Source organism: Kitasatospora sp. NPDC087861 (assembly GCF_044742585.1).
GTDB lineage: Bacteria > Actinomycetota > Actinomycetes > Streptomycetales > Streptomycetaceae > Kitasatospora.
This window is the reverse complement of sequence record NZ_JBIUUS010000022.1, coordinates 1-25,188: the sequence shown is the minus strand read 5'-3', so window position 1 is coordinate 25,188 and position 25,188 is coordinate 1. Positions and strand designations below refer to the sequence as shown.

24 protein-coding genes and 1 pseudogene are annotated in these 25,188 nt (G+C 72.1%); 17 read left to right on the top strand and 8 right to left on the bottom strand.

All coding sequences use genetic code 11. The features are described from left to right. The first annotated feature begins 17 nt into the window (after nucleotides 1–17). Both ACIOJE_RS28080 and ACIOJE_RS28075 read left to right on the top strand, forming a co-directional pair. A complete protein-coding gene (locus tag ACIOJE_RS28080; protein ID WP_400779795.1) occupies nucleotides 18–1,547 on the top strand; it encodes an NCS1 family nucleobase:cation symporter-1 in 1,530 nt (509 codons plus the stop codon). 143 nt (nucleotides 1,548–1,690) lie between these two features. Beyond that, nucleotides 1,691–1,957, top strand: a complete 267-nt coding sequence (locus ACIOJE_RS28075) for a GlsB/YeaQ/YmgE family stress response membrane protein (protein WP_280681060.1) — start codon at nucleotides 1,691–1,693, stop codon at nucleotides 1,955–1,957. Between the two features lie 204 nt (nucleotides 1,958–2,161). On the opposite strand, the gene ACIOJE_RS28070 is transcribed toward ACIOJE_RS28075, so the two are convergent. From ACIOJE_RS28070 to ACIOJE_RS28060, 3 genes are all read right to left on the bottom strand, one after another. After that, nucleotides 2,162–2,749, bottom strand: a complete 588-nt coding sequence (locus tag ACIOJE_RS28070) for a TetR family transcriptional regulator (protein WP_400779793.1) — start codon at nucleotides 2,747–2,749, stop codon at nucleotides 2,162–2,164. Nucleotides 2,750–2,834: 85 nt separating this feature from the next. Continuing rightward, complete coding sequence (locus ACIOJE_RS28065; RefSeq protein WP_400779791.1) at nucleotides 2,835–3,848, bottom strand: aldo/keto reductase; 1,014 nt, start codon at nucleotides 3,846–3,848, stop codon at nucleotides 2,835–2,837. A 130-nt stretch (nucleotides 3,849–3,978) separates the two neighbouring features. Next, nucleotides 3,979–4,830, bottom strand: coding sequence for a class I SAM-dependent methyltransferase (locus tag ACIOJE_RS28060; protein WP_400779789.1), 852 nt, complete (start codon nucleotides 4,828–4,830; stop codon nucleotides 3,979–3,981). Nucleotides 4,831–5,017: 187 nt separating this feature from the next. Between ACIOJE_RS28060 and ACIOJE_RS28055 the strand changes: the two genes are divergently transcribed. The 8 genes from ACIOJE_RS28055 to paaE all read left to right on the top strand — a co-directional run bounded on the left by ACIOJE_RS28055 (nucleotide 5,018) and on the right by paaE (nucleotide 13,530). Continuing rightward, on the top strand, nucleotides 5,018–6,376 hold the full coding sequence (locus tag ACIOJE_RS28055; RefSeq protein WP_400779787.1) for a sensor histidine kinase: 1,359 nt from the start codon (nucleotides 5,018–5,020) through the stop codon (nucleotides 6,374–6,376). Beyond that, nucleotides 6,373–7,032, top strand: a complete 660-nt coding sequence (locus ACIOJE_RS28050) for a response regulator transcription factor (protein ID WP_280681068.1) — start codon at nucleotides 6,373–6,375, stop codon at nucleotides 7,030–7,032. Before ACIOJE_RS28055 ends, ACIOJE_RS28050 begins: the two co-directional genes overlap by 4 nt. 766 nt (nucleotides 7,033–7,798) lie before the next feature. After that, the gene (locus tag ACIOJE_RS28045; protein ID WP_400779784.1) at nucleotides 7,799–9,211 is read left to right on the top strand and encodes a M20 family metallopeptidase; all 1,413 of its coding nucleotides are present in this window, start codon (nucleotides 7,799–7,801) and stop codon (nucleotides 9,209–9,211) included. 291 nt (nucleotides 9,212–9,502) lie between these two features. Then, entirely contained in the window at nucleotides 9,503–10,573 is a 1,071-nt protein-coding gene (gene paaA, locus ACIOJE_RS28040) for a 1,2-phenylacetyl-CoA epoxidase subunit PaaA (protein WP_400779782.1), read from the top strand. After that, complete coding sequence (paaB, locus tag ACIOJE_RS28035; protein ID WP_030234269.1) at nucleotides 10,570–10,863, top strand: 1,2-phenylacetyl-CoA epoxidase subunit PaaB; 294 nt, start codon at nucleotides 10,570–10,572, stop codon at nucleotides 10,861–10,863. The genes paaA and paaB overlap by 4 nt, the downstream gene beginning before the upstream one ends. Before the next feature lie 13 nt (nucleotides 10,864–10,876). Further along, nucleotides 10,877–11,782, top strand: a complete 906-nt coding sequence (paaC, locus tag ACIOJE_RS28030) for a 1,2-phenylacetyl-CoA epoxidase subunit PaaC (protein WP_400779779.1) — start codon at nucleotides 10,877–10,879, stop codon at nucleotides 11,780–11,782. After that, complete coding sequence (gene paaD, locus ACIOJE_RS28025) at nucleotides 11,776–12,300, top strand: 1,2-phenylacetyl-CoA epoxidase subunit PaaD (RefSeq protein WP_400779777.1); 525 nt, start codon at nucleotides 11,776–11,778, stop codon at nucleotides 12,298–12,300. The genes paaC and paaD overlap by 7 nt, the downstream gene beginning before the upstream one ends. After that, nucleotides 12,301–13,530: a 1,2-phenylacetyl-CoA epoxidase subunit PaaE gene (gene paaE / locus ACIOJE_RS28020; protein ID WP_400779775.1), complete on the top strand. Its 1,230-nt coding sequence runs from the start codon at nucleotides 12,301–12,303 to the stop codon at nucleotides 13,528–13,530. It abuts the gene before it with no gap. 123 nt (nucleotides 13,531–13,653) lie between these two features. Here the strand turns inward: paaE and ACIOJE_RS28015 are convergent, their stop codons facing one another. Together ACIOJE_RS28015 and ACIOJE_RS28010 are read right to left on the bottom strand one after the other, a co-directional pair. After that, on the bottom strand, nucleotides 13,654–14,778 hold the full coding sequence (locus ACIOJE_RS28015) for an NAD(P)-binding domain-containing protein (protein ID WP_400779773.1): 1,125 nt from the start codon (nucleotides 14,776–14,778) through the stop codon (nucleotides 13,654–13,656). A gap of 110 nt (nucleotides 14,779–14,888) precedes the next feature. Beyond that, the gene (locus ACIOJE_RS28010; RefSeq protein WP_280681080.1) at nucleotides 14,889–15,260 is read right to left on the bottom strand and encodes a YbjQ family protein; all 372 of its coding nucleotides are present in this window, start codon (nucleotides 15,258–15,260) and stop codon (nucleotides 14,889–14,891) included. 123 nt (nucleotides 15,261–15,383) lie between these two features. On the opposite strand from ACIOJE_RS28010, the gene ACIOJE_RS28005 reads away from it, so the two are divergent. The 3 genes from ACIOJE_RS28005 to ACIOJE_RS27995 all read left to right on the top strand — a co-directional run bounded on the left by ACIOJE_RS28005 (nucleotide 15,384) and on the right by ACIOJE_RS27995 (nucleotide 17,863). Next, nucleotides 15,384–16,316: a hypothetical protein gene (locus ACIOJE_RS28005; RefSeq protein WP_400779771.1), complete on the top strand. Its 933-nt coding sequence runs from the start codon at nucleotides 15,384–15,386 to the stop codon at nucleotides 16,314–16,316. A 245-nt stretch (nucleotides 16,317–16,561) separates the two neighbouring features. Further along, nucleotides 16,562–17,005, top strand: coding sequence for a hypothetical protein (locus tag ACIOJE_RS28000; protein WP_400779769.1), 444 nt, complete (start codon nucleotides 16,562–16,564; stop codon nucleotides 17,003–17,005). Nucleotides 17,006–17,110: 105 nt separating this feature from the next. Continuing rightward, nucleotides 17,111–17,863, top strand: coding sequence for a peptidyl-tRNA hydrolase (locus tag ACIOJE_RS27995; RefSeq protein WP_280681086.1), 753 nt, complete (start codon nucleotides 17,111–17,113; stop codon nucleotides 17,861–17,863). 556 nt (nucleotides 17,864–18,419) lie between these two features. Here ACIOJE_RS27995 and ACIOJE_RS27990 read toward each other — a convergent pair. Both ACIOJE_RS27990 and ACIOJE_RS27985 read right to left on the bottom strand, forming a co-directional pair. Continuing rightward, entirely contained in the window at nucleotides 18,420–19,463 is a 1,044-nt protein-coding gene (locus ACIOJE_RS27990) for a beta-propeller fold lactonase family protein (RefSeq protein WP_280681087.1), read from the bottom strand. Nucleotides 19,464–19,540: 77 nt separating this feature from the next. Then, nucleotides 19,541–20,764 carry a Dyp-type peroxidase gene (locus ACIOJE_RS27985; RefSeq protein WP_400779766.1) on the bottom strand — a complete coding sequence of 408 codons (1,224 nt, stop codon included), beginning with the start codon at nucleotides 20,762–20,764 and terminating at the stop codon, nucleotides 19,541–19,543. A gap of 410 nt (nucleotides 20,765–21,174) precedes the next feature. On the opposite strand from ACIOJE_RS27985, the pseudogene ACIOJE_RS27980 reads away from it, so the two are divergent. Then, nucleotides 21,175–21,387, top strand: a pseudogene (locus ACIOJE_RS27980) (transposase); the annotation flags it as partial. 173 nt (nucleotides 21,388–21,560) lie between these two features. Here the strand turns inward: ACIOJE_RS27980 and ACIOJE_RS27975 are convergent. Beyond that, entirely contained in the window at nucleotides 21,561–22,019 is a 459-nt protein-coding gene (locus ACIOJE_RS27975; protein ID WP_280681216.1) for a MarR family winged helix-turn-helix transcriptional regulator, read from the bottom strand. Nucleotides 22,020–22,797: 778 nt separating this feature from the next. Between ACIOJE_RS27975 and ACIOJE_RS27970 the strand changes: the two genes are divergently transcribed. From ACIOJE_RS27970 to ACIOJE_RS27960, 3 genes are all read left to right on the top strand, one after another. Further along, nucleotides 22,798–23,298: a hypothetical protein gene (locus ACIOJE_RS27970; RefSeq protein WP_400779764.1), complete on the top strand. Its 501-nt coding sequence runs from the start codon at nucleotides 22,798–22,800 to the stop codon at nucleotides 23,296–23,298. 46 nt (nucleotides 23,299–23,344) lie between these two features. After that, a complete protein-coding gene (locus tag ACIOJE_RS27965; protein WP_400779762.1) occupies nucleotides 23,345–23,881 on the top strand; it encodes a carbonic anhydrase in 537 nt (178 codons plus the stop codon). A 249-nt stretch (nucleotides 23,882–24,130) separates the two neighbouring features. Further along, entirely contained in the window at nucleotides 24,131–25,006 is an 876-nt protein-coding gene (locus ACIOJE_RS27960; RefSeq protein WP_400779760.1) for an NmrA family NAD(P)-binding protein, read from the top strand. The last annotated feature ends 182 nt before the right edge of the window (nucleotides 25,007–25,188 follow it).

Genomic DNA, 25,188 nt, shown 5'->3' with positions numbered 1-25,188 from the left:
GCAGACGGGAGTTGCCCATGGCCGACACGGCCACCGGCGGCAGGCAGTGGCAGCACCCCGACGGCCGGGTCGAACTCGACCCGGCCTCGGGGGAGTTGCCATCCAACGGCTTCACCAACGACGACCTGCGGCCGGTCCCGGTGGCGCGGCGCACCTGGACCACCTACAACTTCCTGGCGCTCTGGGTCGGCATGGCCCACAACATCCCGTCCTGGACGCTCGCCTCGGGGCTGGTCGCGCTCGGCATGGACTGGAAGCAGGCCGTCCTGACCATCGCGATCGCCAACCTCGTGGTGCTCGTGCCGATGCTGCTCACCGGACACGCCGGGACGAAGTACGGCATCCCGTTCCCGGTGTTCGCCCGGGCCGCCTTCGGGCTGCGCGGTGCCAACCTGCCCGCGCTCATTCGGGCGGCGGTGGCCTGCGCCTGGTTCGGCATCCAGACCTGGATCGGCGGTGAGGGCATCTTCCTGCTGGCCGGCAAGCTGCTCGGCGAATCCTGGCGCACGGCGGGGGAGTTCGGCGGCTACCCGTGGACGCAGTGGCTGTCGTTCCTGCTGTTCTGGCTGATCGAGATGGCCATCATCGCGCGCGGGATGGAGACCCTTCGGCGGTTCGAGAACTGGGCCGCGCCGTTCGTGATCGTCGGCGCGCTGGCGCTGCTGGTGTGGATCACCGTCAAGGCGGGCGGGTTCGGGCCGCTGCTCGACCAGCCGTCCGAACTGGGCTGGGGCGGCGGGTTCTGGAAGGTCTTCTTTCCGGCATTGATGGGCATGATCGGGTTCTGGTCGACCCTGTCGCTCAACATCCCCGACTTCACCCGTTTCGGGGGCAGCCAGCGGGCCCAGATCCGCGGCCAGGCGCTCGGCCTGCCGACCACGATGACGCTGTTCGCACTGCTGTCCGTCCTCGTCACCTCCGGCTCGCAGGCCGTCTACGGCGCACCGGTGTGGGATCCGATCCAACTCGCCGCGAAGATGGAGAGCCCGGTCGCCATCCTGTTCGCGCTGCTGACCGTCCTGGTCGCGACGCTGTCGGTGAACATCGCCGCCAACGTCGTCTCGCCGGCCTACGACCTGGCCAACCTGCTGCCCCGGTTCGTCAACTTCCGTACCGGGGCGCTGATCACGGGCGTGGTCGGGATCGCGATCTTCCCGTGGAAGCTGATCTCCGACCCGCACGTCTACATCTTCACCTGGCTGGGTGTGGTCGGAGGGTTGCTCGGGACGGTGGCCGGGGTCCTGATCGCCGACTACTGGGTGCTGCGCGGCACCCGGTTGCAACTCGCCGAGCTGTACCGGCCGGGCGGGGCGTACTGGTACGCGGGCGGGTGGAACTGGCGCGCGGTGACGGCGCTGCTGGTCGGGGGCGTCCTGGCGGTCGGCGGCTCGTACGGCGGGCCGTTCCCGGCGGACGGGCTGCTGCCCGTGTTCAAGCCGCTGGCCGACTACGGGTGGGCGGTCGGCTTCGGGGCGGCGTCGGTGCTGTACCTGGTGCTGGGCGCGGTGTCGGGTGGCGGGCGGGCGGGTGTGCGGGCCGGTGGGTAGGGGGTGCCACCCCGGAGCGGCCGGGTCCGGGGTGGCCGATTCGGTCCGGTGGTCCCGCGCCGCCGGAACCGGGCGGCGGCGGGCGGCGTCCTTCGAGGCAGAGCGGTGGGACGGGGCCGTCGCACCGCGGACGGGAGGGACAGATGAGCATCGTCGCGTGGATCGTGCTTGGCCTGATCGCGGGGGCCCTGGCCAAGCTGCTGCTGCCGGGGAAGGACCCGGGCGGCCTGATCGTGACAACCCTGATCGGCATCGCCGGATCCTTCGTCGGCGGCTGGATCGCCTCACACTTCCTGCACAGGTCGGTGACGGCGCACTTCTTCGACATGGCGACCTGGGTGTCGGCGATCGGCGGCGCCCTGGTGCTGCTGATCGTCTACCGGCTGCTGTTCGGCAGCTCCCGACGCTAGAACGGGCGCCGGCAACCGGTCGCGCGCGGTCGAGGTGCCGAGGAGACGCCGACGAGCCGAGCCTGCGAGGCCCCACCGGACCGGCGGGCTCGGCTCAACGCACCGTCGCCGACAGCTCCGCGACCCGGTCCGGCCCGCCCTCGCGAGCGGCCGGCGAGCGGGCTTTGCTCCGGGTGCCGGCCGTCCCGGGCCGTCAGGGGTGCGTCACCTGGCGAGCAGGCCGCCGAGGATGAGCTTCCACAGGGCCTCGAAGCGGTCGTCCACGGTCGGCTCGGACCACGAGGACGCGTATGCCGGGTCGTGGAAGGGGCTGGTGGCGTCGAACACGGCGCGGGCCGTGGTGAGGATGTGGGCGAGCTTGAACTCCTTGGTCTCCATGCCGTCCTGGACGATCTGGGCGATCTGGCCGACCAGGGTCTCGATGTGCGCGTCGACGGTGCCGCTGTTCTCCTCGACCAGCACCATGTAGGTGGCGAACAGCTCCGGGTCGTCCAGTGCCTTCCTCCGCTTGGCCGCGAACAGCGTCACCAGCCAGTTGTGCAGCCGCTCGACGGCCGGGCCGGCCTCGGTCGAGATGAAGGCGAGCTGGTGGTGCGCCTGGTCGAGCCAGCGCTGGGTGACCGCCTCGCGCAGCGCGGCCTTGCTCGGGAAGTGGCGGTAGACGCTGCTGTGGCTGACGCCGAGGATGCGGGCGACGTCCACGACGGTGGCCTTGGCCGGGCCGAACCGCCGGAGGACGTCCTCCGCCGCGATCAGGATCTGCTCGGCGGTGAGTGTGGTGTCCGTGGTCACGGGGAGGTCCGTCCTTAGGGTCGTGCGGTCAAGGGTGGTGCTGCCGGTTGTGGCCGTCGGGCCGGTTCCGGCTGGTTCCGGCTGGTCAGTGCTCGCTGTCCAGGTGCGCCATCTGGGCGGCAGCGTAGCGGTCGCCCACAGCGGCGCCGACGGGGACGGCCGCCTCGATGGAGGCGAGGTCGGCGTCGGTGAGCGTGACGTCCAGTGCGCCCAGGGCCTCGGTGAGGCGGTCGCGACGGCGGGCGCCGACCAGCGGGACGACGTCGTCACCGCGCGAGGCGACCCAGGCGATGGCGACCTGGGCGACGCTCGCCCCCTTCGCGGCGGCCACTTCGCGCAGCGCCTCGACGAGGGCGAGGTTGTGGGTCAGGTTGTCGCCCTGGAAGCGCGGGCTGTGGCCGCGGAAGTCGGTGCCGGCCAGGGGGCGGTCGGGGCTCCAGTGGCCGCTGAGCAGGCCGCGCGAGAGCACGCCGTAGGCGGTGATGCCGATGCCGAGCTCGCGGGCGGTGGGGAGGATGGCGCCCTCGATCGAGCGGGAGATCAGCGAGTACTCGATCTGCAGGTCGCTGATCGGGTGGACGGCGGCGGCGCGGCGCAGGGTGTCGGCGCCGACCTCGGACAGGCCGATGTGGCGGACGTAGCCGGCCTTGACCAGGTCGGCGATGGCGCCGACGGTCTCCTCGATCGGGACGTTCGGGTCGAGGCGAGCGGGGCGGTAGACGTCGATGTGGTCGGTGCGCAGGCGGCGCAGGGTGTAGGCGAGCGCAGTCTTGGTGGCGGCGGGGCTCGCGTCGTAGCCGAGCCACTGGCCGTCCGGGCCGCGCTGGGCGCCGAACTTCACGCTGATCTGCACGCTCTCGCGGGCGCGGCCGCGCAGGGCCTCGTGGATCAGCAGCTCGTTGTGGCCCATGCCGTAGAAGTCGCCGGTGTCGAGCAGGGTGACCCCGGCGTCGATCGCGGCGTGGATGGTGGCGATGCTCTCGGCCTCGTCGGCCGGGCCGTACAGGTCGGACATGCCCATGCAGCCGAGGCCGAGGGCGGAGGTGACGGGGCCGGAGGCGCCGAGGGTGCGCTGTGTGGGACGGGGCGTCGTGGACACGGGGACTCCAGGGGTGGGCGCGGCGCCGTAGGTGGCGATGGGCGGGGTGCCCCGGAGACCACTATGGCACGACAGCGAACAGATTTCAAAATCTGTTCGCTGTCGTCTGTTGTCTGTCATCTGAAACCTGTCATCTGTTACCCGCCGGTTCCGCCGCCGGGCAGTCGGTGCCCGGCCCCCAGTCCTCCCGTCCGCCCGGTGTCCGCAGCAGGTAGGCGCGGGCCGGTGGCAGGTTGTGCCACACCGTGCGCTCGCCCAGCCCGTACGTCGCCTCGAACTGCCGCAGCAGTCGCACCACTGCCCGGTGGCGGGCGCCCTGGCGGGGCCCCGAGGTCAGGGTGCGCGCCGTCGTCGTGCCGAGGTAGCCGAAGTACGTGAGCTCGCCCCCGGGCATCAGCAGCCGCAGGTACAGGTCGAGGAGGTGGCGTACCTGGGCCGGCTCGAAGTTGGTGAACGGCAGGCCCGACACGATCACGTCGTACCGCTCGTCCGTCGCGTCCGTCGCGTCCGTCGCGCGCGCCCCGCCCCCTGGTCCCGTCCCGGCGGCCCGGCCGATCCCGTCCGGCGCGGTCGGCGTGGCCGGGCGGCACTGCGGCAGCTCCTCCACCCGGCAGGCTGACAGCCGCAGTGCGATGCCCGGGTGGCGCGCGGCCAGCGCGGGATCCTCCCGGAGCCGGTCGGCGAAGCGCGGATTGGCCTCGACGACGTGCAACCGGTCACCCGGGCGCAGCACTTGGGCCAGCCGACGGGTCACCACGCCCGTCCCGGCGCCGACCTCCAGCACGGAGATCGGCCGGTTCGGACGGCTGGTGACCGGCACCACCAGGGCGTTCACCAGTTCCGCGCCGCTCGGTGCCAGCGCACCGGTGTCGTGGAAGGTGCGCAGCGCCTCGGCGAGGAACAGCAGACGGTCCCCGCCGGACGGTGAACTGGGCGGCGGGGGAAGGGAGTCGGAGCGGGGGCGGAGCCGTTCGGTCGTCATGCCGTCGACGCTAGGCAGGCCCGCCGCCCCCCGAATCGGCCGACGAGCGGCGCCGCCCCCCGCCGAAAGTCGAGGGTGCGGCTACCCGGGAGAAGGGGGCGCCCGCCGGTCGACCGCCCGTAGCATCGAGACGGACGGACGGAGGCAGCCCGGAGGGAGCCCGATGCGGGAGGACGGGAGCGGCCCGATGCGCACAGCCCCACTGGGCTGGTACGGCCCGGACCGCCGGCCGTGGACGGACACGCTGCTGCTGCTCGGCATCCTCGCACTCACCGTCGAGGAAGCCTTCTTCCAGTGGGTCCACGCCGACGAGTCGCTGCGCCTGGCCCGGACGGTCGCGGCCGTCCTCGCCTCGCTCTCACTGCTGTTCGCCCGCCGCTACCCGATGGCCTCCGCCGTCCTGCCGGTGTTCACCGGCGGCCTGTTCAACCGCGCCTTTCCCGGACTGTTCAGCGTCTACTACCTCGCCTCCCTCGGCCGGACCGGCCCGGCGGCGGCCGGCGGCGCCGTCATCGCGGTGGTGAGCGCCACCCGGGCCGACTCGCTGGTCGGCTGGGCGGGCACCACCGGATCCCAACTCCTCGTCCAGGCCGCAACACTGTCCGTCGGCCTGTGGCTGCACGGCCGCCGGGTGCTGATCCGCACCCTGCACGAGCAGGTGGACGCGCTGCGCCGCGAGCGTGAGCTGCGCGCCGAACAGGCCCGGGCCGCCGAACGCGCCCGGATCGCCCGGGAGATGCACGACGTGCTCGCCCATCGGCTCAGCCTGCTGGTGCTGCACGCCGGGGTGTTGCGCGACCAGGCCCTGGCCGGCACCGTCACCGCGGACCCGGAGCGGCTCACCCACCGCCTCGAACTGCTGCGCACCACCGCCGCACGCTCGCTCGACGACCTGCGCGACGTCCTCGGCGCCCTGCGTGCCGACCCGCCGGCGCGACCGGTCGCCGAGGACGAGTCGACCGCACCGGCCGGGACGGCACGCGTCCCGGCGCCCGCGCTGCGCGACCTCACCGAACTCGTCGGCGAGGCCACCGCGGCCGGCCAGCAGGTCGAACTGGCCCTCTCCGGCGACCCGGAGACCGTGCCCACCACGCACCGGCTGGCCGTGCACCGCCTGGTCCAGGAGGCTCTGACCAACGCTCGCAAGTACGCGCACGCCGCGTCCGTCACCGTCCGGGTCCGCTACGGCGCCCCGGCCACCACCGTCGAGGTCCGCAACGGGCCGGGGGAGGCGTCGTCGAACGGGTCGGCCACCGGTGGCGGGTACGGTCTGGTCGGGCTCACCGAACGGGTCGGCGCGCTGGGCGGCCACCTCGACGCGGGGCCCGACGGCGGTGGCGGCTTCCGGCTCGCGGCCCGCCTGCCCGCGCCGGAGCGCCCACCGCAGGCCGTGCCCGGGGGGCCTGCCCCGGTCCCGTCCCCGTCCCTGCCCCCGGGCTCGCAGGAGGCGCCTTCTCCCGGTCCCGCCCCGCGCGCTGTCCCCGCCCCGCCCGCCCTCCCGCCCTTTGCTCCCGCCGCGATCTCGCAGCCGAAGGACGTCGCATGATCCGCACGATGGTGGTCGACGACGACGCGCTCGTTCGGCTCGGCCTCGTCGACCTCCTCACCCAGGACCCGGCCCTCACCGTCGTCGCCGAGGCCGCCGACGGACTGCAGGCCGTCGAACTCGCCCGCCGCCAGCGGATCGACGTGGCGCTCATGGACATCCGGATGCCGCGGCTCGACGGCATCGCCGCTACCAGGCGCCTGCGCGAACTGCCCGACGCCCCGCGGGTGATCGCGCTCACCACCTTCGATCTCGACGAGTACGTCTACCAGGCGCTCGCCGCCGGCGCCGACGGCTTCCTGCTCAAGGACACCCCGCCGGCCGAGATCGCCCGGGCCGTCCACGTCGTCGCCGGGGGCCAGGGGATGCTGCACCCGGCCGCCGCGCGGCGTCTCATCGACCGCTACCACCGCACCGGCGCGCCCCGGTCGGTCGCCGCCCGCAACCGGGTCGCCGGGCTGACCCCGCGCGAGACCGACGTGCTGCGCGAACTCGCCGACGGGCTCTCCAACGCGGAGATCGCGGGCGTCCTCGGGATGCGCGAGAGCACCGTCAAGGCGCACGTCAGCCGGATCCTGACCGCGCTCGGCGTCGGCAACCGGGTCCAGGCCGCGCTGCTCGCGCGCGACGCCGGGCTGGTCGAGGACGGCGCCTGAGGCGGGGCCCGCGCCCGCGCCTGGGGCGGTGCCGGAGACGGTGGCTGGGACGGCGCCCGGGGCGGTGCCGGATGGGGCCGGTGGGGCCGGTGGTGGGGCGGCGGCCTGCTGCTCCTGCGGTCGCCCGGTGGTGCGTCGGGTGACGGGTGGGGCGTCAGGTCGGCCGGTGTTCGCGTGGGTGTTCCCGGGGGGTCAGGCCGGGCTCCCCCTGAGCCGGTCGCGTGCTCCCGGTTCGTACCGCGCGCTGAGCCGATGTCACCCATCCGGCGTGGAAATCCCGCGCCTTGGCGCTTTGCGCTGCCGAACCCGGGCGGCGGGTCCATGGTGGAGATGGGCGCGATCCGGCGACCGCGCCCGCGCGCCGATCCAGGCCCGCGCGCCGCGCGCCCGCCGCTGCTCTCCGACGGGTGCCCGAGGCTGAGGGCCCGGTCCCGGCACGCTGGGAGCAGGGCCACCTCGCAGGAAACCGAACGGTTCTTCTAGGCTCACATCTCGGCTTCCCTGCGGCGGTGCGGCCACTGCGCCCGCCGTCAGGAAGCCACCGTCCACGGGGCCCCGGGCGGACCGGGGCCACCGGATCGAGCGAGGAGGACGCAATGCCAAGCACGCCGCCCAACCGTTCCACCGCACTTGGGCCAGACGAGCCGTTCCGAAGGGCCGCACACCATACCGGTCGATCGGTGTGGTCCGGCCGGGCCTGGCAGCCGGGTTGGGGCGGTCGGCCGGTACGGCCGCTGAATACCGGCAGCGGCCGCGGAGGCGAACGTTGAGTCCCCAGATCGTCGGGTCGCCCGCCGCACCGAGTGCCGCCGCCGACCTCGACGGTGCCCCCGAGCCAGCCCCCGTGCCCGTGCCCGTGTCCGCGGCTGTTTCCGAGCGCGCCCCCGCCGCCGTCCCGGCCGCCGCCGACGGTGAGGCACTCACCACCGCCGTCACCGTCACCGTTTCCGCTGCCGCCACCGCTGCTGTCACCGTCTCCGCAGCGGCCACCGCTGCGGTCACCGCGGCGCTACCCGGCCTGCCGCTGGCCCTCAGTACGCGCGCCCGTACGCTGGCCGGCGCCGTTCGACGCCGCTGCGTGGACCTGGCCCGGATCGAGTCGCCCAGTGGTGACGCTCCCCGACTCGACGCCCTCGCCGAGGAGTTGACCGCTGGTTTCAGCGCCACCGGCGCCACCGCCCTCCGTGAACCCGGGCCGGCCGGCGACCACCTCGTCCTGGAGTGGGAGGGGCAGGACGAGACCCTGCCGCACCTGCTGATCGTCGGCCACCACGACACCGTCTGGCCGGTCGGTACCCTCGCCGACTGGCCGGTCACCGAGCAGGACGGTCGACTCAGCGGCCCCGGCGTCGTCGACATGAAGGGTGGACTCGCCATTCTGGAGGGCGCGTTCGCTCTGCTCGCCGACCTCGGTCAGCGCCCCCACCGCACCGTCCGGTTGGTCGTCGTCTCCGACGAGGAGGTCGGCAGCCCGGACGGGCGGCGCCTGGTCGAGCGCCAACTGCGCGGTGCGGCGGCGGTGATCGGGCTCGAACCGCCCCACCCCGACGGCCGGTTGAAGACCGCCCGGCGCGGCAGCACCCGGGTGCGGCTCACCGTCACCGGGCGTGAGGCCCACGCGGGCAACGACGCCCACGACGGGGTGTCGGCGGTGGACGAACTCGTCGACCAGCTCGTCGTCGTTCGCGGCCTCGCAGGCCAGCCGGGTACCGAGCTCAACGCCGGTCGGATCAGCGGGGGTTCGCGGGCCAACGTGGTCGCGGGGCGGGCCGAGGCCGAGCTCGGTCTGCGGTTCTCCACTGCGGAGGCGCAGCGCCGTACGCTCGACAACCTCGCCCGGCTCACGGCGCTGCGGCCGGGGGCCAGGGTCCGGACCGAAGTGCTTTCCAGCCGCCCGGCGTGGCCCGAGCGCACCGGCAACCCGCTGCTGCGGCACGTCCGTTCGCTCGCCGCGGTGCTCGGGCAGCAACTGGACGGCGGTCCGGCGGGCGGCGCGGGGGACACCAACCTGCCGGGCTCGCGCGGGCTGCCCACGCTGGACGGCTTCGGCGCGGTCGGTGCCGGCGCCCACGCCCGGCACGAGCACATCCGCCTCGACCAGTTGGCGCCCCGGATCGCCCTGCTGGCCACGCTCCTCGCCGTACCGCTGCCGAGGCTGCGCGACCGTACGGAGGGTTGATCGGCGGTCGGCGGTCGGCGGTCGGCGGTCGGCGGTCGGCGGCTACCGGCTACCGGCTGGCGCTCGGCGGCGAACAGAGAACAGCAGACGGCTGACAAGTAACAGATGACAGATAACAGCTAACAGATTTTGAAATCTGTTAGCTGTTATCTGTTCGCCGCCACCCATCACCACCCTCCCCCTGCTCGCGTCCCTTGCCATCCCTCCGCCTCGCCGCGCAGAATGGTACCGACCGAACGGTCAGTCGGTTGGCGCTCAGGGCGCCGGCGCGGGACACGAGAGGTGATCGTGGTGACAGCAGAGGTGGCCGAGGCGGTCCCCGCGCAGGCGCAGGAGGACCGGTTCGAGGCGGTGGTCGCCGCCGAGCAGCGGATCGAGCCCAGGGACTGGATGCCCGACGCCTACCGGGCCACGCTGATCCGCCAGATCGCCCAGCACGCCCACTCCGAGATCATCGGCATGCAGCCCGAGGGCAACTGGCTCACCCGTGCCCCCTCGCTGCGCCGCAAGGCGATCCTGCTCGCCAAGGCCCAGGACGAGGCCGGCCACGGCCTCTACCTCTACGCCGCCGCCGAGACCCTGGGCGTCGACCGCGCCGAACTCACCGAGAAGCTGATCTCCGGCCGCCAGAAGTACTCCTCGATCTTCAACTACCCGACCCTCACCTTCGCCGACGTCGGCGTGATCGGCTGGTTGGTCGACGGCGCCGCGATCTGCAACCAGGTCCCGCTCTGCCGCTGCAGCTACGGCCCGTACGCCCGCGCGATGGTGCGGATCTGCAAGGAGGAGTCCTTCCACCAGCGCCAGGGCTACGAGCTGCTGATGACCTTGATGCGCGGCACCGACGCCCAGCGCCGGATGGTGCAGGACGCGGTGGACCGCTGGTGGTGGCCGTCGCTGATGATGTTCGGCCCCCCGGACGCCGACTCGCCGAACACCGCCCGCTCGATGGCCTGGCGGATCAAGCGGCACACCAACGACGAGCTGCGCCGGCGCTTCGTCGACATGACCGTCCCGCAGGCCGAGCACCTGGGCGTCACGCTCCCGGACCCCGAGCTGCGCTGGAACGAGGAACGCGGTGGCTGGGACTTCGGTGAGCCGGACTGGTCCGAGCTGACCAGGGTCATCCGCGGCCAGGGCCCGTGCAACGCCCAGCGGGTCGATCGCCGGCGGGCCGCGCACGAGGACGGCGCCTGGGTCCGCGAGGCGGCCGTCGCGTACGCGGCCAAGCGCCGCGCCGAACAGTCCGCCGAATCCGGACACGCCGAAGGGACCGAGCGGCCTGCGACGGCCGGACAGCACGAGCCCACCGGCGAGCACACGGAACACGGCGAGCACACGGAACAGGAGAACGGAAAGTGACGGAGTCCAAGGCCGGCTGGCCGCTGTACGAGGTGTTCGTGCGCCCGCGGCGCGGGCTGAACCACGTCCACGTCGGTTCGCTGCACGCGTCCGACGACCGGATGGCCCTGCTCGCCGCCCGCGACCTCTACACCCGCCGCAACGAGGGCGTCAGCCTCTGGGTGGTCCGCTCGGACGCGATCACCGCCTCCACCCCGGACGAGCGCGACCCGTTCTTCGAGCCCAGCGGCGACAAGGTCTACCGCCACCCGACCTTCTACGACATCCCCGAGGATGTCCCGCACATCTGACGGGGGAACCGCCATGCAGGACCACAGCACCCAAGCCGACGTCGACGACCATGTGTACCTCGGCCTCGCCGAGGCCGCCCCCGGCCCCGAGGGCGAGGGCCGCTGGGCGTACGGGACGGGCTTCGCCGACCCGCTGCTCGGCGTGGACACCGCCCTGCCCCCCGGCGTGGACGGCTCGGACCTCGCTGCCTGTTGCCTGATGCTCGGCGACGACGCCCTGGTCCTCGCCCAGCGGCTGATCGAGTGGTGCACCCGGGCGCCCGAACTGGAGGAGGAGGTCGCGCTCGCCAACCTGGGCCTCGACCTGCTCGGCCAGGCCCGCCTGCTGCTCACCCGGGCCGGACAGGCGGACGGCTCCGGCCGCACCGAGGACGACCTGGCGTACTGGCGGGAGGAGCACGAGTTCCGCAACGTCCGCCTGGTCGAGGTGCCGAACGGCGACTTCGCCCACTCGATCGCCCGGCTGCTGCTGTTCGCCACCGCGCGCTGCGCGCTGTACGAGGCGCTGAGCGCGCACCCGGACCCGGTGCTGGCGGCGGTCGCCGCCCGGGGCGTCAAGGAGCTGGCGTACCACCGCGAGTACGCCACCGCCTGGACGCTGCGGCTCGGCGACGGCACGCCGTACTCGTCGGCGCGGATGCAGGCCGGGCTGGACGCGGTCTGGCCGCTGCTGGACGAACTGTTCACGGCACACCCGGCGGAGCTGCGGGCGGGCGTCGACCCGGCGGCGCTGCGCGAACCGGTGCTGCGCTCGCTCTCCGCCGTCCTCGCCGAAGCCGGGTTGACCGTGCCGGACGTGCCGCCGCTGGCCTCCGTGCTCGGCCGGGCCGGCCGGGACGGCGTGCACACCGAGGCGCTCGGCCCGCTGCTCGCCGAGCTTCAGGTGCTGGCCCGCGCACACCCGGGGGCGACGTGGTGAGCGCGACGGTGGCGGAGCGCGGGGCGGCCTGGGAGGTCGCGGCGGCCGTCCCGGACCCGGAACTGCCCATGCTGACCCTGGCCGACCTGGGCGTGCTGGCCGAGGTCGAGGTGGACGGCGGCGCGGTGACCGCCTGGCTGACCCCGACGTACTCGGGCTGCCCCGCCGTCGCCGAGATGGCCGCCGACGTGGACCGCCGGTTGCGCGCGGCCGGGTACCGGGACGTCCGGGTCCGGCTGCGGCTGGATCCGCCGTGGTCCACCGATCTGATCACCGCCGAGGGCCGCCGCAAGCTCGCCGAGGCGGGTATCGCCCCGCCGCGCCCGACCTCCGCCGTCGCCGCGGCCGGTCCGGTCCCGCTCGCGCTCGGCTCGACCCGCACCGCCGCTCCCGTGCCCTGCCCGCGCTGCGGCGGCGCGGACACGGAGGAGCTGTCCCGCTTCGGTTCCACCTCCTGCAAGGCGCTCTGGCGTTGCCGCGCCTGCCGGGAGCCGTTCGAACGCGTCAAGGAGATCTGAATGCCCGCCGCCTCGCACGCCGCCTCGCCGGCGGACACCACCGCCGACGCGCCTGCCGACGCCACCACCGTCGACGCCACCACCGCCTCGCCCGTCGGCGCCACCGCCGAGGCCCAGGCCCAGGCCCCGGCCCCGGCCACCGCTGTGCGCCCCGCCCGCCGTCCGGCCTTCCACCGGCTGCGGATCGAGCGGGTCGAGCGGCTCTGCGAGGACGCCGTGGCGGTCACCTTCGCGGTGCCGGACGGCCTCGCGGCGCAGTTCGCCTTCCGGCCGGGGCAGACCCTGACGCTGCGCAAGGTGGTGGACGGCACCGACGAGCGCCGCTCGTACTCGATCTGTGCCCCCGCCGGCGGTCCGCTGCGGATCGCCGTCCGGGAGGTGCCCGGCGGGCTGTTCTCCCGCTGGCTGGTGCGGGACGCGGGGCCGGGCGAGGAGGTGGAGGTGCTGACGCCGTCGGGCCTGTTCACCCCGGACCTCGGCGTCCCCGCCGACCACGTGCTGCTCGCGGCCGGTTCCGGCATCACCCCGATGCTGTCGATCGCCGCGTCCGTCCTGGCCGCCGACCGCCGCTCCACCGTTACCCTGCTGTACGGCAACCGGCGCAGCGACACCGTGATGTTCGTGGACGAGCTGGCCGACCTGAAGGACCGCTACCTCGGCCGCTTCCAGCTGGTCCACGTCCTGTCCCGGGAGACCCGCGACGCCGAACTGCTCAGCGGTCGGCTGGACCCCGAGCGGGTGCGGGCACTGCTGGCGGCGCTGGTGGACGTCGGGAGTGTCGGGCACTGGTGGCTCTGCGGCCCGTTCGGCATGGTCGCCGGTGCGAAGGAGCTGCTCGCCGGGCTGGGCGTGCCGGGCGGGCGCGTGCACCAGGAGCTGTTCCACGCCGAGGACGAGCCGGTCGCCGAGCGCCCGGCGGACCGGGACGGCACGGACGGGACGGCCGAGGGCGCGCACAGCGAGGTCACCGTCGTCCTCGACGGGCGCGGCAGCACACTGTCGCTTCCGTGCGACCGGTCGATCCTGGACGGCGCCCAGCGCTCCCGCCCCGACCTGCCGTTCGCCTGCAAGGGCGGGGTCTGCGGCACCTGCCGGGCCCTGGTCACCGAGGGCGAGGTCGAGATGCGCCGCAACTTCGCGCTGGAGGAGAAGGAGCTGGCCGCCGGCTACGTCCTCACCTGCCAGGCCCGCCCGCTCACCGACCGGGTGACAGTCGACTACGACCGCTGAGCGGCCGGCGTCGCGGCTCTCGGGCGTGCGGGCGTGCGGGCTCGCGGGCTCGGGGGCTCGCGCAGGCTCGGGGACTCGGCGGCTCGGCCGAGTCCCACCCTGACTGCTCGGCCGCCGAGCGTTTCAGACCGTGGCCGGGACGGGGAGCTTCACCGGTTCACCGAGCAGGCGGACGAGGTCGTTGACGGCGGCGCGCCCGGCCCGGTTGGCCCCGACGGTACTGGCGGAGGGCCCGTAGCCGACCAGGTGGACGCGCGGATCGGCGGTGGCTCGGGTGCCGGTGAGCGCGATGCCGCCGCCGGGGGAGCGCAGCCCGAGCGGGGCCAGGTGGCCGACCTCGGGGCGGAAGCCGGTGGCCCACACGATCGCGTCCACCGCCAGTTCCTCGTCCCCCCAGGCGACGCCGTGCTCGGTGAGCCGGTCGAACATCGGACGGCGGTGCAGCGCGCCCAGCTCCTCCGCGCGCCGGTAGGCGACCGACGGACCGAGCCCGGTCACGCTCACCACGCTGCGCACCGGCAGACCCTGCCGGACCCGTTCCTCGACCTTGGCGACCACCGCGCGCCCGTACTCGGGGGTGAACGGCCCGTCGTGGTAGACCGGCGGGGTCCGGGTGACCCAGACCGTCTCGCCGACCGCCGCCACCTCCGACAGCACCTGGATCGCGGAGGCGCCCCCGCCCACCACCAGGACGCGCCGGCCGGCGAACTCCTCGGGGCCCCGGTAGTCGGCGTAGTGCAGCTGGCGCCCGGCGAAGTGGCCCGGGTAGTGCGGGAGGAAGGGGCGGGTCCAGGTGCCGGTGGCGTTGATCAGCGCGCGGGTGGACCAGGTGCCGTGGTCGGTCTCGACCAGCAGCCGGGAGTCCGGGCGGTCGGACTCGGCGCGCACCGCGTGAACGGCGACGGGGCGTACGACCGGGAGCGCGTGCCGGGCCTCGTACGCGGAGAAGTACCCCGGCACCACCTCGCGCGCCGGGGCCTCGGGATCGGGCGCGGGGAGCTCGGCCTCTGGCAGGTCGTGGAAGCCGTGCACGGTGGCCATCCGCAGGGAGGGCGAGCGGTGGGCCCAGGCGCCGCCCGGCGCGGGGTTGGCGTCGAGGACGACGAAGCCGCCGTCGGCGTCCGCCCGGTAGGGGGCGAAGCCGCGGCGGCGCAGGTGGTAGGCGGCGGACAGTCCCGCCTGCCCGGCGCCCACCACCAGGACGTCCACGCGTCGCTGCCCGTCGTTGGTTGCACCGTAAACAGTCACGCCGGTGAAACATCGGGGGTGTGGCGGGTGTTCCCGGGACGCCTGCCTGTGGGGGCCTGCCCGGAAAACCGGTCCGCGGGGCCTGCCGGTGAAGCCGGTCCGCGGGAGTGTCAGGCGGCGGGGGAGATCACCGCGGCCGTGCCGTAGGCGCAGACCTCGGTGCCGACGTCCGCCGCCTCCGTGACGTCGAAGCGCATCATCAGCACCGCGTTGCCGCCGCGCGCCTTGGTCTGCTCGATCAGGCGCTCCATCGCCTCGTTGCGGCTCTCGACCAGGGTCTTCGTCAGACCCCGCAGCTCGCCGCCGATCAGCGACTTCAGCCCGGCGCCGATCTGGCTGCCGATGTGGCGGCTGCGCACGGTCAGTCCGAAGACCTCGCCGATCACGTGATCGACCCGGAAGCCGGGGATGTCGTTGGTGGTCACGACCAGGACGTCGGCGTTCGGGCCCTGCCCGCCGCCGTACTCGTTGATGTCAGCCATGGGCCCATCCTGCCGGTGTCGTGCGTCCGAGTGACAGAGGCGGGGCCGGGGGATGGCCGAGAAGGGGTCCAGAAGCTGGTTCAGACCGGTGATCGGGCGGCCGAAAGGCCGTACCGTAGCCCCATGGGCGAGCGAAGCGATCATCCACAGGGGCCGGGCGCGGCGGAGGACTCCGGTGCGCAGGAGATCGAGGCGACGGTGGTGCTGGGCCTGCGGATCACCGACTGGCCGGCGCTGCGCGCCGCCGCGATCAGGGCTGTCGAGGAGCTGGTGTTCGAGGGCATCGATCCGGCCGGTCAGCGCCGTGAGCTGCTGCGCGAGGTCGCCGAGGACGCCAACGCGGCGCTCGGCGCGCTGCTGCACCCGGACCGGTTGGTGGCCGCGATCCCCGGGGTCGAGGCGATCGGCGGCACGTTGGAGATCAGCGTGACCGAGGACTTCGCGCCGGACTTCGCCGAGCTGTTCCCGCTGGAGGGCGACGAGGACGAGGAGGGCGGCGCGGGGGCGGACTGGACCCTCACCCCGCGCACCGCCTGTCTCCTGCACGCCCAACTCCTCGGCCTGGCCGACGCCGCCTACGACGACCTCGACGAGCACGGCGACGACCCGGTCTCCGAGGCCGATGACGCCGACTGGACGGTCTATGCCCGGCTGCCCCAGCGCACCTGGCGGCTGCACCGGAGCTGGCGCCGCGCCATGGCCCGGGCCTTCGACGACCTTGCTGACGACCTCGCCCTCGGCGAGTGGCCGCTGCCGCGCTGCCTGGCTGAGGAGATCGCGCTGCGGATGGCCCTGGTGGACGCCCGGGCCCTGCTCGGTGCGCAGCCCGAGTCGGTGGCCGACATGATGGGCGACCTGCCGGCCGACCTGTACGACTACGACTGGGACGGCTGCCACGACGAGCTGTTCGGCGTCTACGGGCCGGACGACGGCGACCCGGAGCTGGGCTCCGAGCAGCGCACCGAGGTGCTGCTGGCGGCCACGCACCCGGAGGGCTGGTTCCTGACGTACGAGGACGCGGAGGCGCGGGACCTGCAGCGCGGCTACCGGCGCTGACCGGTCGCTCGTCCTGCACCGGTCGGCCTTCGGGTCGCCCGGCACGTCGCCTTCCGGGCGGTCGGCGGGCGGGGTGTTCCGGCGGCCGGGCGCTGCGGCGGGTGGGCGGTTAGGCTGCGGACATGTCCGATACGTCTGATGTGCGCGCCGAGTCCGGGTGGTCGGACGGGGCGGACGAGGCACCCGGGGCGGCTGGTTCTGCGGACGGTTCTGCGGCGGGTTCTGCGGCAGGCGGGGACGACCCGGTGCTCACCCGGATCGGGTTCGGACTGGACGGTGTGCAGGCCGCGCAGCGCGGGCGGACGGCTGAGGCGCGGGCCAGCTTCGAGGAGCTCTGGGCGGCACTGGGCGAGCGGGGCGACGTCTTCCACCGCTGCGTCCTCGCCCACTACCTGGCCGACCTGCAGGACGATCCGCAGGCCGAACTGGAGTGGGACCGGCGGGCGCTGGCCGCCGCCGACTCGCTCACCGCCGAGCGGGCCCAGACGTACGAGTCCGCCCTCCAGGTGCGTGCGTTCTACCCCTCGCTGCACCTCAACCTGGCCTCCGACCACCTCAAGCTCGGCGAGCCCGACCTCGCGCGCGAGCAGCTCGAGCGCGCCGTGCGCAGCCTGGACGCGCTGCCCGAGGACGCCTACGGTGCGAGCATCCGGACGGCCGTCGACGAGCTGCGGCAGCGGCTGCGCTGAGCGGGGCGGGGCGGGGCGGGGTGAGCCGGGGCGGACCGGGAGGGTCGTTCGGGGGCTCCGGGCACCGGGTGATCACCGGGGTGGCGGGGCTGGCATGCTGGACGGGTGACTTCTCCGTTCGACATCCCGACTCCCGCTTCCGCTCCCGACGCCGCTCCGGCCCCGGAGGACCGTGACGGGCGGCCGCAGTACGTGCTGCCGCTCGTCGTCCGGGTGGAGCGGGCCACGCCGCCCGGGCGGACCGACGCTCTGGAGACCTCGGCCCGCGCGGTGCTGACCCTGCTGGCCGACCCGCGGGTGACCGAGGCGGACGGCGAGTGGGCGGAGCGGGTCGTGGCCTGGGAGGACGCCCGGATCCGCAAGGTGGTCCGGCGGGCCCGGGGCGGGGAGTGGCGCCGGGCGGGCGAGCTGCCGGGGATCACGGTGAGCGGGCGGGAGGCCGAGGTTCGGGTGTTTCCGCCGGTGCCGCTGGACGGTTGGCCGAAGGAGCTCGCCAAGCTCCAGGTCTCCGGGACGGACCTGGAGGAGACCGCCGAGATCAGCGCTCCTGAGCCGGGTCTGCCGGTGTTGTGGCTCAACCCGGAGCTGGAGATGAGTGCGGGCAAGACGATGGCCCAGACCGGCCACGCCGCCCAGCTCGCGTGGTGGCGGCTGGAGGAGGCGCAGCGCAAGGAGTGGGCCGAGTCCGGATTCGCGCTCGCGGTGCGGACGGCCACACCGGAGGCGTGGGAGGGGCTGGTGGCCAGTGGACTGCCGCTGGTCCGGGACGCGGGCTTCACCGAGATCGCCCCCGGGCTAACTGTTGCACTTGAAGGCGGCACGCGCTACTGCCCTACCCCGCGCCTTCGGCGCTCGTGAACGCACCACTCTGACCCCAACACGGCAGCGTAGCGGGTGAGGCGCGCGCGTTCCCGGCAGTCGCGTGCCTCCGGCGGGTCCTCTCTCGGAGGGGGTGGAGGGAGGGTGACGCTCCCTCTACCGGGCAAGACGGGTAGGTGTCCCCGGGGGCGCAGGCGCGGTGTTCAACGCCGTTCCGGCGCCGGTCGTCCGCGCCGCGCCGAGCATCGACCACTTGACCGTCGAGCTCATCCTGCGCTGGCCGAAGACGCCCGTCAATCTGAGTGAGCACGGTCCCCTCCATGGATGGGGGGGCATGCGCAGATCGGCGAGGTTGCTGATGGGTGGTAGGCGTGGGCGCTCACGTCGTCGGGATCGATGGTGACCATCTGGGGTATCCAATAGCAGCTGACCGCGCCGTGATGCGACCCGCGTCCGGACCGCAGACCGCACAGGCGAAGGTGCGCCTCCGTCACCTGGCCGGAGGCGCGGCGGCGGACTGTCGACCGGGCGCGGAGAGCCGCAGGACCGCCCGCTGCCGTCGCCGGTGGAACTTCAAAGCGGGCGGACACCGCGGTCACGGACTCACCGCCACGCCGTAGGGGCTGGTGCCGACCGTTACGGTTGCGGCAACCTTGAGGCTCTTGGGGTCGATGACCGCAAGGGTGCCCGCTCCCTGGTTCGTGACGTAGACCGCGCCTGAGGTGACCGCCAGGTTGAACGGGTCGGTGCCCGGAGGGCCCACGGCAACGGTCGCCGAGACGCGGTGGCTACGGGTGTCGATCACGGATACCGTGCCCGGGCCGAGATCAGCGGCATAGGCCCTTGAACCGTCAGGTGCCAGCGCTACGTCGAAGGGGCCTTCGCCGACCGGGACCGTGGCGGTGAGCGCCTGCGCGCGGGTTCCCACGACGGAGACGGTTGCTGCCGTCTCGTTGGCCACGTAGGCCGATTCGCCGTCCGGGGTGACGGCGACGCTCACCGGGGAGGGGCCGGCGGTCAGGTTCCGGACGACGCGCTGCGTACGCGTGTCGAGGACTGACACAGTGTGCGATCCGGTGTTGGCGATGTAGGCCGTGGCACCGTCGCGACTGATGGCGATGCTCACCGGGGAGACGCCGACCGGGACCGTCGCGGTCACCTGGTTGGTTCGGGTGTCGAGCACCGAGACACTGTCCGAACCGCCGTTGGCAACGTAGAGGTAGGTGCCGTCAGGGCTCAGACGGACGCCGGTGGGGTTGTGCCCGACCGGCACGGTGGTGGCGATCTTGTTGGTGCGGGTGTCGAGCACCGAGACCATGGCCGATCCGTTGTCGGCGATGTACGCGTACGTGCCATCGGGGGTGATAGCGATGCCTTCAGGCGCGTTGCCGGCTGGGACGGTCGCGACGACCTTGTTGGTACCGGCGTCGATCACCGAGACCGTGTTGTCGAGCTGATTGGTCACGTACACGTGGCCTCCGACGCCCGCGAGCGGGGCGGCGGAGCGTGACGGCGACGACGCCGGGATGAGCCACGCGGCGAGGAGGCCACAGGCCAGCAGGAGCCCGATGCCGGCTCCCAGCACCGGCCCGACCGCCCTCCCGCTCAGGCCGCGGTCGGTGTGGGTTCGGAAACGCATCTCGCCTCCTGGGTACTTCGTGGAACTTCGGTTCGCGACCCGGCCCCTCTCCCGTACGACCGGTCCGGAAGCGGCAGTCAGGTCAACAGCGCGCGGGCGAAGTAGTCCTGGCTGTCGCGCACTCCTGGAAGGGCGAAGAAGTAGCCTCCGCCGCGCGGACTGATGTACGGCACGAGCGCCTCGGCTTCCAGCCGGGTCTGCATGGTGATGTAGGTGTTGAGTTCGCGCTGGAAGCAGCAGAACAGGTGTCCGAGGTCCGGCTGGCTGTCCACTCCGGGACTGCGCTCGTAGTCGTAGCTGCGACGCAGGATGGAGCTGGTCGATGCGGTCTCCGGAGTCTGCGGGTTGGCGAGCCGGACATGGCAGTTCAGCGGGGTGATCAGTCCCTGCGGGTCGTTGGTGTAGATGGGATCGAACGTGTCCGGCGCGTCGTCCGAGAGGGCGTACAGAGGAGCGCCGCTGATCTTTCGGCGGCCGAAGATCCGCTCCTGTTGGGAGATCGGCACCTTCTGCCATGCATCAAGGAAGAAATGGACGATGCGCAGCACCTGGTACGTCCCGCCTGCCGTCCATGCCGGCTCGTCGGTGTTGGGCTGCACCCAGACCACGTTGTCCAGCTGGGCCGTATTGGTGGTGTCGGGGTTGGTGATGCCGTCCTTGAACCCGAACCAGTCACGCGGAATCCCGGTCGGGCGAGGCGGATTGCGCTGGCAGTGGAAGGTCCATCGCTGCTTCAGCATGCCCTCGGTGTGGGACAGGATGTCGAGCATCGTGTGCACGGTGCTGTCGCGATGACCGGCACACACCTGTAGCAACAGGTCGCCGTGGCACAGTTCGGGGTCCAGGTCGTCGTGGAGGAACGGCGCCATTGTCTTGAGCTGGACGGGCTTGCGCGCCTGCAGTTCGTAGCGCGTGTCGAACAAGCTCGCGCCGACGGCAACGGTGATGGTGAGATCGTCCTGCACGACTCCGGGGCCGAGGATCCCGTTGTCCGCGGGCGGAGCGTCCGGGGACGCATTCGGATCCGTGCGCCCCGAGGTCAGCAATCGGGCCCGGGAAGTCAACGTGCGGAACAGATCGATGAGTTCTGCGCGGTTCTTGGCTGTCACGTCGAAGGAGGCGAACTCTCCGACGCTCTGGGGCGGGGTGACGATGCCTGCCTGGTGGTAGCCGTGAAACGGAATCAGGCTCCCGGTCGTCGGGTCGCCGTCGCCTCCTCCTTCCTGGGCGATGGCTTCCTGGTTGTTCAGCAGGCTCCCGGCTGCCGCCCCGACAAGGCTGGCGGCTGCGCCCTGAAGCATCGACCGTCGCGCGAGGAGACTCGCGGGGCATCCTCCGCCACGCCACCCGTCTGCCAGGGCTGAGGCTCTCTCGTCACCCATGTTGTCCCTCTCGGATCGAGCACGGTGGTGTGCACCTGTGGCCTGGGCCGATGCCCCGCCTGACCGGCCCGGCGGTGATGACCGGTCGGGGTCGCCTTCGTCGGAATTCCGGACTGTGACCGGCCGCATCCTGGATGTTCGGAGAGCGTCCTCGTGGGACTCGTCTGGGACACCGGGGGGTTACTGGCAGTGGCATACGATCACGGTCAATGCTCACCTGCATCCCGGGCGTGCCGTTCGGGTGCGGGCAGGGGATGCCAAGGTCCGCAGGGCGCCGGGCGAAGCTTTCAAGTCCTGACCCTGGTCCGGATTTCACTCGAACAGACGGCCCTGGACGGCAACCACTCGCCGCCTACAGCCGCCGCAAGGCCATCGTCGAACCCGTCTTCGGACAGATCATGACCTGCCAGAACGGCCGCCAACTCCTCCTGCGCGGCGAAGACGGCGCCCGCGGCGAATGGCGACTGCTCGCCGCCTGTCACAACCTCCGCAAGATCTTCCGGCGCACCGGAACAACCGGACTCGCCGCCCTGGCCGGCTGACCAGCCCGAACCTCCCCGGTCCCCAGAAGGCCGGAATCCGGGCCCATGGCCCCGTTCACAACCCCCATAGACGCCGTCCGAGCCACCGCAACCGTTTCCCACCGATCTCGGCCACTCGGCGGGTTGCCCGCTACCGACCCACGCTCCTAGCGCAACAGCTACGCCCACATCCATTAGCCGTCCTTGCCCGCTGATGCTCGGCTTCGCGGGCCAACGGCATCCACGTCGCTCTCGCTTGCGGGCGATGGTGTGTCCAAGCCAAGCCACTGGTTGAGCGTCGTGACCGCGTCCGGGCCGAGCATCTTGACCGCGTCGGCCTGCGCGCGGCGCCATGCGCTACCCGCACGGGCGAACGCAGCTACACCGGCTTCGGTGATTGTCACTGACATTGCCCGTCCGGTGGCCGAGGTCTCGACCGCCGCGATCCAGCCGTTCTTCTGCATGAGCGCGAGGTTCCGGCTCACAGTGGACCGCTCAAGCATCAGTTGCGTGGCCAGCGTCGCAGGCCTCACGGGCTTGGGGTCGATGACGAGGCAGGCGAGAACCTCCATCTGAGGCTGGCTGAGCCCTACCGTCTGTAGCGCCTGTTCGTAGCAGCGTGTGACGACCCGATGGAGCCGGGCCACTCGCATGCCCAGGCAAGAGCCACCCACCTCCGCCGCGAGGCCAACCGCTATTGCTGACTGCTCCATGCCTGCCTCGAATCCGACTACCCAAAGTGTTGCAGCTACATCTCTGCTGCGAAAGGGTACCTCGACACCAGCTGGTTGAGGGAAGCTCTGGCATGGCTCACTGTTCGATCGGCTCCCGGGGTTCGACAGTGACTACGCGGCGATGCGCGTACGTACGCGAGCGAGCCGGGGCCAACTCGAAGTTGAGCATGCGTGACCACGCGCCTGTATCCCCAGACTGATTCCCGGTGATCACGCACTCGCGCCGGTCTTGCCGGGCGCACGAGCGGCATCGCTATCCGAGAAAGAGTCCGGCCGGCCTGACCGTCGTCGCTGATGGGGTGAGCCTTCGGCGGGCGCCGGGTCGTCGGCGCGACCGAGGTGCTCGGCTCGCGTGCGGTCGGCGTTGGACACGAATCAAAACCGGCCCCAGCCGTTGCATGTCTGCGGCGCGCAGATGTAGTGTAGATACAACACATTGGCCGCCGGGTCGGGAGAATCTGAAACATGGCACCGACAACGGCTGGCTCGTGCAGCGGAAGGGGGCTTCACCACCCCACCCCCTCGCGCGAGCGGCCAAGGATGACCCGGCAGTTCCTGGTGAGCGCGTTCGCAGACCTGAGGCTGCGGGCCGGCCCAGCCACCGTCCTCCGGTTCGAGCTCTGCTACGCGACGGTGGTCCACGAAGCTGACGACACCGGCAACGCTCTTCTTCCGATGAAATGGTGGTGAGAGACCCATGGCAGCTCAGGTCACACAGACTCCTTACGACGCCGTCCTGCTCACGATCCGCTCCGACAAGCCGTACTCCGAGGTGGTCAAGGCCATCGAGTCGCGCCTGCAGCGCTTCTCGATCCCGAAGCTGATGGAGTACGTCACGCACTCGGACCGCGAGGGGCTGGAGGCCTATGTCGACGAGGTCTCGGTGCCGACCGGGTTCTCCGTCTTCTGGGACTTCGAGCAGGGCTCGACGATGAGGCTCGCCGGGATCCCGGTCGAGTCCAAGTTCTACTTGGTCGGCAACGCCGTCATCGCGCGAGGCCTGTTCCAATACTCCGGCGCCGCGGGCCTGGGCGCGCCGGTCCGCATCTGCGTCTCCCAGCGCGACGGCGAGCAGACGCGCATCGACCTGGACCAAGTCACCGCGTTCTTCAGCAAGTTCCCCGAAGTCGCCCCTTCGGGCGTCCCGAGCAGGCTTGATGCGGAGATGGTCAAGGTCTTCGAAGAAGCCGCCGCCTAGCCGCCTAGTAGCCGAAGTGCCGCAACCCCCTCGGACAAGGAATCTCATGACCGACACTCGCGATCTGATTGAGCGCAACGCCGTGTTCGCGGCCGATGCCTACAACCCCGACCTGCGGCTCAGCCCGTCCGGCAACATGATGGTCATCGGCTGTGTCGACCCGCGTGTCGACCCCGCGCACGTCCTGGGCCTCAACAACGGCGAGGCCGCCGTGATCCGCAATGTCGGAGGACGGGTAACCCCCGCCACGCTGCGCACGATGGCCATGCTGGCCAAGGTCGGCCAAGCCAACGCGGAGAGCCGCCCACCCGGGGACTGGAACCTGGTCATCCTGCACCACACTGATTGCGGCATGACCGACCTGGCCGCCTTCCCTGACCTCCTCGCAGAGTACTTCGAGATCCCGACAGACAAGCTCGACGCCAAGTCCGTCAGTGATCCGATCGGTTCGGTCCGTGTCGACGTCGACGTGGTCCTGGCCCACATCCGGGCGGCCGCGTACTGGGTGTCGGGCCTCGTCTACGACGTCGACACCGGGCGAGTCGAGACCGTCGTCGCGCCGACCCTGCTACCCGTCGAATAGCGAGGCGGAGCAGCGATGCGGGCGTATCCACCCGAACAGAACAGATCCTCGCAACCCTGGGGCCGGGAGCGCCGTCACCGACCCGGGTCGAATGCGCCACGACTGCAGCCGGGCACGCGGCAGGCTCGATAATCCGCCCCGCGTCTTACCTCCGGTCGAAACCGTGCCCGGACCGACCACGACCGTCGGCACATTCCTCTACCGGGCGGCCCGCCAGGGCGCCCCATGTCGAAAAGAAGGGTCCCCGTCATGACAAGCCTTTTCCTCATCACCGGCGCCACCGGCAAGACCGGCGCAGGCGCCGCCACCACGCTGCTCGAGCACGGCCACCGCGTACGCACCCTGGTCCACCGCACCGACGAGCGCTCCGACCGGCTCGCCGTTGCCGGCGCCGAGATCGTCGTCGGGGACATGCTGGACCTGGACGCCGTGGTCCAGGTGACCACGGGAGTCGACGGAGTCTATTTCGCCTACCCGATCCGCCCGGGGCTGATGGAAGCCTCCGCCATCATGCTGCAGGCGGCCGAGGAGAACCGGGTCGGCGCGCTGGTCAACATGTCGCAGATCTCGGCCCGGCGCGACGCGGTGAGCAACTCCGCCCGGCAGCACTGGATCGCCGAACGCATGCTGGACCACTTCAGCGGGGCCGTCACCCACATCAGACCCACCTTCTTCGCCGAATGGCTCCTCACCTTCTGGGACCCAAAGAGCGGTGAGCTTCGGTTGCCGTTCGCCAAGGCGCACCACGCCCCCATCGCCGGCGAAGACCAGGGACGCGTGATCGCCGCCCTTCTCGAAGACCCCCAGCGGCACGCCGGGATGACCTACCCGCTCTACGGGCCGACTGAGCTCGACCACTACCAGATGGCCGAAATCATGACCCAGGCCCTGGGACGACAGATCACGTACGTGCCCATCGAGATCGACGAGTTCCGCTCCCAGCTGGAACGCCGTGGCATGGGCGTCCACCAGATCCAGCACCTGACCAACGTCGCCGTCGACTACCGCAACGGGATCTTCGCCGGAACCAGCGACGTCGTCCGCACCCTCACCGGCCGCGACCCGCTCACCGTCGCCGCCTTCGTCGAACGCAACAAGCAATACTTCGACGAACCCGCGAACTAGAACAGCGGCTGGACCAGGCGGCTTCGCAATCCTGGCGAGGACAGATGGGAAATCGACCCGCACGGTGAGCTGCCCCGACTTTCGTGAAGTCCGCGATCGTGTGATCAAGCGACTTGCGGGTGTTGCTCCAGTCCCGTCCAGTACGCCTGCTCGTACTCGTCGGGCGGCATGTAGCCGAGGGC